We start from the raw sequence: 6,569 nt of genomic DNA on the forward strand, positions 1-6,569 counted from the left end.
GTCAGCCGAAGTTCTTGCCCTCGCCGCGGTAGGAGGGCACTGACGCGACGGAGCGGTCGCTGTCCACGACGTGAACGGTGTCGAATCGCTCGAGCGCATCACCGGCCTTCGCGTGTCGCAGCCACACGCGATCGCCGATCGCGAGGGACGCGCCGCGGACCGGTGTCTGCACCTCGCCGGCACCCTCCGTGCCGAGCAGCTCGAGCCCCGGCGTCGCGAGCCGCGGCAGGCGCGAGTCACCCGCCGGACCCGAGGCGATGTAGCCGCCGCCGAACAGCGTCGCGATGTCCGGCGCCGGCCGCCGGACGACCGACAGCGCGAAGTAGAGCGCCGGGCGTGACTCGAAGGCGTCGTAGCCGTCGAAGATGCCGGGCATGTACAAGCCGGAGCCGGCGGTCACCTCGGTGACGGCGGGGTCGGCGGCGCTGATCTCGAGACTGCCCGTGCCGCCGGAGTTGACGAGCTCGAGCGGGCCGGCGACCTGCTCGACCGCCTGCACCACCGCCCCGCGCCGCTGCCGCAGCTCACGGGCGGACAGCCTCTTCACCAGTCGCACGGCGGGCGAGGTGTCCTGCAGCCCGGCGATCTGCGCCTCGTAGAACATGACGCCGACGACGCGCTGCCCGTGCCCGACGGCGGCGCGCGCCACGTCGGCGGCCTGGTCGGGCGTGCGCAGCGGCGAGCGCCGGACACCGAGGTGCACGCTGCCGACGCGCAGCGAGGCGTCGACGTCGAGGCACACCCGCAGCGGCGCGCCACCGAGCAGGTCGAGCTGGGCCGCATCGTCGACCATGAGCGTGATCGTGTCGTGCAGCGACGGGTCGTCGGCCAGCTCGCGCAGGGCACCGCGGTCGGCGCTCGGGTAGCCGAGCAGCACGTCGGTGACACCCGCCCGCGCCAGCCAGATCGCCTCGCGCACCGAGTAGGCCATGACGCCGCGGAAGCCGGGCCGGGCGAGCACGCGCTCGAGCACCCAGCGGCAGCGCACCGACTTGCTGGCCACACGCACCGGGGTGCCGCTGGCGCGACGCACCAGGTCGGCGGCATTGGCGTCGAGTGCCGCGAGGTCGAGCGCCGCGAGCGGCGGGTCGAGGTCGACGGTCGCCCGCGTCAGCGCGGCGAGGTCGGTCATGCCGTGCCCTCCGCACCCTCGACGGACGCGACCGCCCGCAGGCGGCGGCGCACCGGACGGGCATTCGGCGCGACCTGCTCGGCCATCGTCGTCAGCCGCGCCTTCGCCGCAGCGCCGTCCCGGTCGACGAGCCAGCGCAGGGTGACGCCGTCGACGAGCGCCAGCACCTCGGCGGCGACCTCGGCGACCGGGCGGCGCCACTGCGCGCCGGCGGCCTGCGCGGCGGCGACGAGCACCGACTCGACCACCCGGTGCGACACCTCGTACTGCCGCGCCGCGACGTGCGCGAGGCCGGGCGTGCGCAGGGCGAAGGTGGTGATCTCGTAGGTGAGCAACTGCTCGGCGGGTGCGCGCTCGACGAGGTCCCACAACCCGTGCACCGCGCAGCGCAGCGCCGTCGCCAGATCACCGGGCGGCTCGTCGTCGTCGAACCGCAGCGCCGCGGCCGCGGCCGCGCCGAGGTCGTCGACGATCCGTTCCGCGAGCGCGACGACGAGCGCGTCCTTGTCGGCGAAGCAGTAGTGGACGACGCCGAGCGCGACCTGTGCGCGCTCGGCCACCCGCCGGACGGTGACCGCCGCGATCCCCTCCTCCGCGGCGATCGCCAGCGCGGCCTCGACGAGTTGGGCGCGGCGCTGGTCGACCGGCAGGCGTGTCGTCACGGGCCCAGCCTGAACTGGACGACCGTCCCGGTCAAGTCTTGTCCTGGACGGTCGCCCAGGTCATAGTCACCGGCATGGCGACCCGCACGACCACCGCGACCCCGTGGACGAACTGGGCGGGCACGGTGACGGCTCACCCGGCCGCGGTGGCGCATCCCGCCTCGACCGCCGAGGTGCAGCAGGTGGTGGCCCGTGCCGCGGAGGACGGCCGGTCGGTGAAGCCGATCGGCTCGGGCCACTCGTTCACCCCGATCGGCGCGACCGACGGCGTGCAACTCGCCCTCGACCGCCTCACCGGGGTCGTGCGGGCCGACAGCACGACCGGGCTGGTCGCCGTGCGGGGCGGCACGCGGCTGCACGACCTCACCGAGACGCTCTGGCACCTGGGCCTGTCGATGACCAATCTCGGCGACATCGACGTCCAGACCATCACCGGCGCGATCTCGACCGGCACCCACGGCACCGGCGCGCGCTTCGGCGGCATCGCCACGCAGGTGCGCGCGCTCGAACTCGTGCTCGCCGACGGCACCGTCACGCGGTGCAGCCGCGACGAGCAGCCCGACCTGTTCGCCGCCGCGTGCGTCGGGCTGGGCGCGCTCGGTGTCATCACCGAGGTGACGCTGCAGTGCGAGCCCGCCTTCGCGCTCGCCGCCGCGGAGGCGCCGGAGGATCTCGACGCCGTGCTCGCCGACCTCGACGCGCACGTCGACGGCAACGACCACTTCGAGTTCTACTGGTTCCCGCACACCCGCGGCGTGCTGACCAAGCGCAACAACCGCGTGCTGCCGGACGCCCCGATGCGACCACTCGGCCGCGCCCGCGCCTACGTCGAGGACGAACTGCTGTCGAACCGCCTGTTCGAGGGCATCAACCGGCTGACCACCCGGCGTCCGGACCTCATCCCCCGCGCGAACCGCCTCGCCACGCGCGCCCTCGGCGCCCGCGACTTCGTCGACCGGTCCTACCGCGTCTTCGCCTCCGTCCGCTCGGTGCGCTTCCGCGAGATGGAGTACGCGGTGCCGCGCGCCGCCGTGCCGCACGTGCTGCGCGAGATCGACGCGTGGCTCGAACGCAGCGGCGAGCTGATCGGTTTCCCGATCGAGGTCCGGTTCGCCGCGGCCGACGACCTGTGGCTGTCGACCGCCACCGGCCGCGAGACCGGGTACATCGCGGTGCACCAGTACCACCGCCGCGACCACCGCCGGTACTTCGAGGCGGTCGAGGCCATCGCCCGCTCGGTCGACGGACGGCCGCACTGGGGCAAGCTGCACACCCGCACGGCCGACGACCTGCGGCCGGTCTACGACCGCTTCGACGAGTTCGTCGCGCTGCGCGACAAGCTCGACCCTGACCGCCGGTTCGGCAACGACCATCTCGAGCGTGTCCTCGGCTGATGCTCCAACCGGCGAAGGGGCTGAGGAAGCCCTGAGGCTCGACTGCTACCGTGCAAGCGTCCGCCGGTGCCACTCGTGCCGCCGCACCGCCCGGCGGCCGACAGCCGGACCGCGCCGGCCAGTGATCGAGGAGTGCGTGTGTCGAGTCCGGTGCGTCATCCGGTCTACGTCCACATCGGCGAGGCGAAGACCGGGACGACCTACCTGCAGAACCTGCTGCAGGACAACCGCGGCGCCCTGCTCGACGCCGGGTTGCTCTATCCCGAGACCGGCGGCAGCGGGCATGTGTACGAGGCGCTCGCGCTGCGCCGGGTGCGGTTCCGCGGCGACCCCGACCCGCGCGTCGAGGGGGCGTGGCTACGGGTCGTCGACACCATCGAGCAATGGCAGGGCCCGGCGCTGCTGAGCTCCGAGCTCTTCGCGCCGGCCAGGCCGGTCTGGGTCGACAGGCTGTTCGACTCGCTCGACTTCGCCGACGTCCACGTGATCTGGACCGTCCGCGACATGGCCCGACAGCTGCCCGCCGCCTGGCAGGAGTGGATCAAGAACAACGGCCGCGAGACCTTCGCCGAGTGGCTGACCGCCATCCACGATCCCGAGGGTCACGACGGCGACGCCGGGATGGACTTCTGGAGGCTGCACGACACCGCGGGGATCCTCGCCAGGTGGGCGGCCCACGTGACGCCGGACCGCGTGCACGTCGTCACGGTGCCGCCGGCCGGCTCCGACCCCTCGTTGCTCTGGTCACGCTTCGCGCAGGTGCTCGGCATCGACCCGGACACCTGCCGCCAGCCGTCCGGCCACGTGTACTCGTCGCTGGGTGCTGCAGAGGTCAGCGTCGTGCACTCGTTGAACCTCGCGCTGCAGGCCGACGGCCTCCCGTGGCCCGACTACGACAAGCACATGAAGTGGTGGGTGTCGACGGAGCTGGCGCAGCACCGCAGCGCGCCGATCGAGCTGCCCGAGGCGGAGTACGAGTGGGCCGCGACGCAGTCGCGCGAGACGATCGCGGCGATCGAGGCCGCGGGCTACCACGTCGTCGGCGACCTCGCGGACCTGGTGCCGACGAGGCGGCCGACCGGCATGGATCCTGCCGCCGTGCCGGCCGAGCTGCGCGCGGAGGTCGCGCTGCTGGCCGCCACCCGCCTGGTGCACCGCCTCTCGGACGTGGCGCGCCAGGCCGACGAGCTGCGGCGCATCGTCGACGAGCACCGCGCCCTGCCACCGGTCGAGCGGACGAAGCGCCTCGTCGTGGAACTCTCCGACGACGTGCGCTGGCTCGGCGCCGCCCGCCGCGGCTGGCGCCGGGTGCGCCGCACCGGCCGCGGCTGAGCGCACCGCGTCAGTCGCGCGGGGACAGCACGCAGAACTCGTTGCCCTCGGGGTCGGCGAGCACGACCCACGTCCGCTCACCCTGACCCACGTCGACCCGCGTCGCACCGAGGTCGAGCAGGCGCTGGACCTCGGCGGCCTGGTCGTCGCCCGCCCGCGGCGCGAGGTCGAGGTGCAACCGGTTCTTCACCGTCTTGCCCTCGGGCACGGGCACGAAGACCAGCCCCGGCCCGCGTCGCTCGACCGGCACCTCGTCGGCGCCCGGCTCGACCGCGTGGGGCGGCACGAGCACCACCTCGTCCGGCGCCTCGTAGACGGTCGGCCAGCCCAGCACCTGCCCCCACCACGCCGCCTGGGCCGCGACGTCGCGACAGTCGATCACCACCGTGTACCACCGGATGCTCATGGGCGGCACCATACGAACCCCCTCTGACAACAATGGGAGGATCGGCATCGTGAGCGGTGCCCTGCTGCAGATCCCCGACGAGCTCAAGCCGGTCGACGGCCGCTTCGGTTCCGGGCCGTCGAAGGTGCCCGCCGACGTCGTCGAGGCGCTCGGTCGGACGGGCGGCACGCTGCTCGGCACCAGCCACCGCCAGCCGCCGGTCAAGGCGCTGGTGCGCCGCATCCGCGACGGCGTGGCCGACCTGCTGAGCCTTCCCGACGGCTACGAGGTCGCCCTGGGCAACGGCGGCTCGACGGCGTTCTGGGACGCCGCCGCCTTCGGCCTCGTCGAGCGCCGCGCGCAGCACGTCGTGTGCGGCGAGTTCTCGGCGAAGTTCGCGGCCGTCACCCGCGGCGCGCCGTTCCTCGACGACCCGTCCGTACGCGCGGTCGAGTACGGCGAGGCCTGCCTGCCCGAGCCGGAGGCCGGCGTCGACGTGTACGCCTGGCCGCACAACGAGACGTCCACCGGGGTCAGCCTGCCGGTGCAGCGGGTGCCCGGCGACGCGCTGATGCTCGTCGACGCCACCTCCGCCGCCGGCGCCCTCGCCGTCGACATCGCCCAGACCGACATCTACTACTTCGCCCCGCAGAAGGCGTTCGCCGCCGAGGGCGGGCTCTGGCTCGCGACGCTGTCGCCCGCGGCGATCGAGCGCGCCGTGCGCGTGCGCGAGCAGCGCTGGGTGCCGCCGTCGCTCGACCTCGTCGTCGCGCTCGAGAACAGCCGCAAGGACCAGACCTACAACACGCCGGCCATCGCCTCGCTGTGGCTCATGGCGCACCAGGTCGAGTGGCTGCTGGCACTCGGCGGACTGCCGTGGGCCGTCGCGCGCACCGCCGACTCGGCCGACCGCCTCTACGGCTGGGCCGAGCGGTCCGAGTACGCGTCCCCGTTCGTCGCCGACCCCGGCGTGCGCAGCACCGTCGTCGGCACGATCGACCTGCGCCCGGAGGTCGATGCCGCCGTCGTCGCCGCGACCCTGCGCGGCAACGGCATCGTCGACACCGAGCCCTACCGCGGCCTCGGACGCAACCAGCTGCGCATCGGCATGTACCCCGCGGTCGACCCGGACGACGTGTCGGCCCTCACCGCCTGCATCGACTACGTCGTCGGCCGCCTCTGACGTGTTTCGCCGGGCGAATCGCCCGCGGCGCGCGTGTGCTCCCCTGCATCGGGGGGCGGGACGCCTAAGGTCGGCGCATGCGAGAGCTGCGACTTCTCCGGCAGGACGCGGACAGCGCCACACTCGTCTTCACGACCCCGGACGACGACGAGCAGTTCCTGCTGCACGTCGACGACATGGTGCGTGCGGCCGTCCACTTCGACGTGGCCCACGCGAAGGTGAAGCGCGCCGCGCAGGCACCGCCGGCGCCGGCCGCGCCGAGCAGCCCCGTGTCGCCGCGCGAGATCCAGACGCGCGTGCGTGGTGGCGAGACGGCCGAGGCGATCGCCGACGAGTACGGCGTCGAACTGGCCAAGATCCTGCGCTTCGCCGGCCCGGTGCTCGAGGAGCGGGTGAGAATCGCGAGCGAGGCGCGCCGGGCGCGGGCCCGCGGCGGACCGGGCGAGGGGCGCCCGGTCGTCTTCGGCGACTTCGTCGACCG

Annotated in this window: 7 protein-coding genes; 4 read left to right on the forward strand and 3 right to left on the reverse strand. The window is 73.8% G+C overall.

What is annotated here, in order from left to right; translation table 11 throughout:
* Nucleotide 1: 1 nt before the first annotated feature.
* Nucleotides 2-1,132 (reverse strand): alanine racemase, encoded by a 1,131-nt coding sequence (locus ACTHMS_RS19840; protein WP_440308391.1) that lies wholly within the window; start codon nucleotides 1,130-1,132, stop codon nucleotides 2-4.
* Entirely contained in the window at nucleotides 1,129-1,794 is a 666-nt protein-coding gene (locus tag ACTHMS_RS19845) for a TetR/AcrR family transcriptional regulator (protein WP_440308392.1), read from the reverse strand. Before ACTHMS_RS19845 ends, ACTHMS_RS19840 begins: the two co-directional genes overlap by 4 nt.
* 74 nt (nucleotides 1,795-1,868) lie before the next feature.
* Here ACTHMS_RS19845 and ACTHMS_RS19850 point away from each other — a divergent pair, with 74 nt between their 5' ends.
* A complete protein-coding gene (locus ACTHMS_RS19850; RefSeq protein ID WP_440308393.1) occupies nucleotides 1,869-3,188 on the forward strand; it encodes a D-arabinono-1,4-lactone oxidase in 1,320 nt (439 codons plus the stop codon).
* 138 nt (nucleotides 3,189-3,326) lie between these two features.
* On the forward strand, nucleotides 3,327-4,520 hold the full coding sequence (locus tag ACTHMS_RS19855) for a sulfotransferase family protein (RefSeq protein WP_440308394.1): 1,194 nt from the start codon (nucleotides 3,327-3,329) through the stop codon (nucleotides 4,518-4,520).
* 10 nt (nucleotides 4,521-4,530) lie between these two features.
* Here ACTHMS_RS19855 and ACTHMS_RS19860 read toward each other — a convergent pair whose 3' ends face one another.
* Nucleotides 4,531-4,926: a VOC family protein gene (locus ACTHMS_RS19860; protein ID WP_440308395.1), complete on the reverse strand. Its 396-nt coding sequence runs from the start codon at nucleotides 4,924-4,926 to the stop codon at nucleotides 4,531-4,533.
* 49 nt (nucleotides 4,927-4,975) lie between these two features.
* Between ACTHMS_RS19860 and serC the strand changes: the two genes are divergently transcribed.
* Together serC and sepH are read left to right on the forward strand one after the other, a co-directional pair.
* Complete coding sequence (serC, locus tag ACTHMS_RS19865) at nucleotides 4,976-6,088, forward strand: phosphoserine transaminase (RefSeq protein WP_440308396.1); 1,113 nt, start codon at nucleotides 4,976-4,978, stop codon at nucleotides 6,086-6,088.
* 77 nt (nucleotides 6,089-6,165) lie between these two features.
* The coding region (gene sepH / locus ACTHMS_RS19870; RefSeq protein WP_440308397.1) for a septation protein SepH at nucleotides 6,166-6,569 on the forward strand (404 nt) is incomplete at its 3' end.

Source organism: Jatrophihabitans sp., from assembly GCF_051960575.1.
Taxonomy (GTDB): domain Bacteria; phylum Actinomycetota; class Actinomycetes; order Mycobacteriales; family Jatrophihabitantaceae; genus JBQCEE01.

Bases quoted from the DNA above. Each gene is read 5' to 3' on its own strand.
- ACTHMS_RS19840 (WP_440308391.1), bottom strand. From the start codon at position 1,132: ATGACCGACCTCGCCGCGCTGACGCGGGCGACCGTCGACCTCGACCCG.
- ACTHMS_RS19850 (WP_440308393.1), top strand. From the start codon at position 1,869: ATGGCGACCCGCACGACCACCGCGACCCCGTGGACGAACTGGGCGGGC.
- ACTHMS_RS19860 (WP_440308395.1), bottom strand. From the start codon at position 4,926: ATGAGCATCCGGTGGTACACGGTGGTGATCGACTGTCGCGACGTCGCG.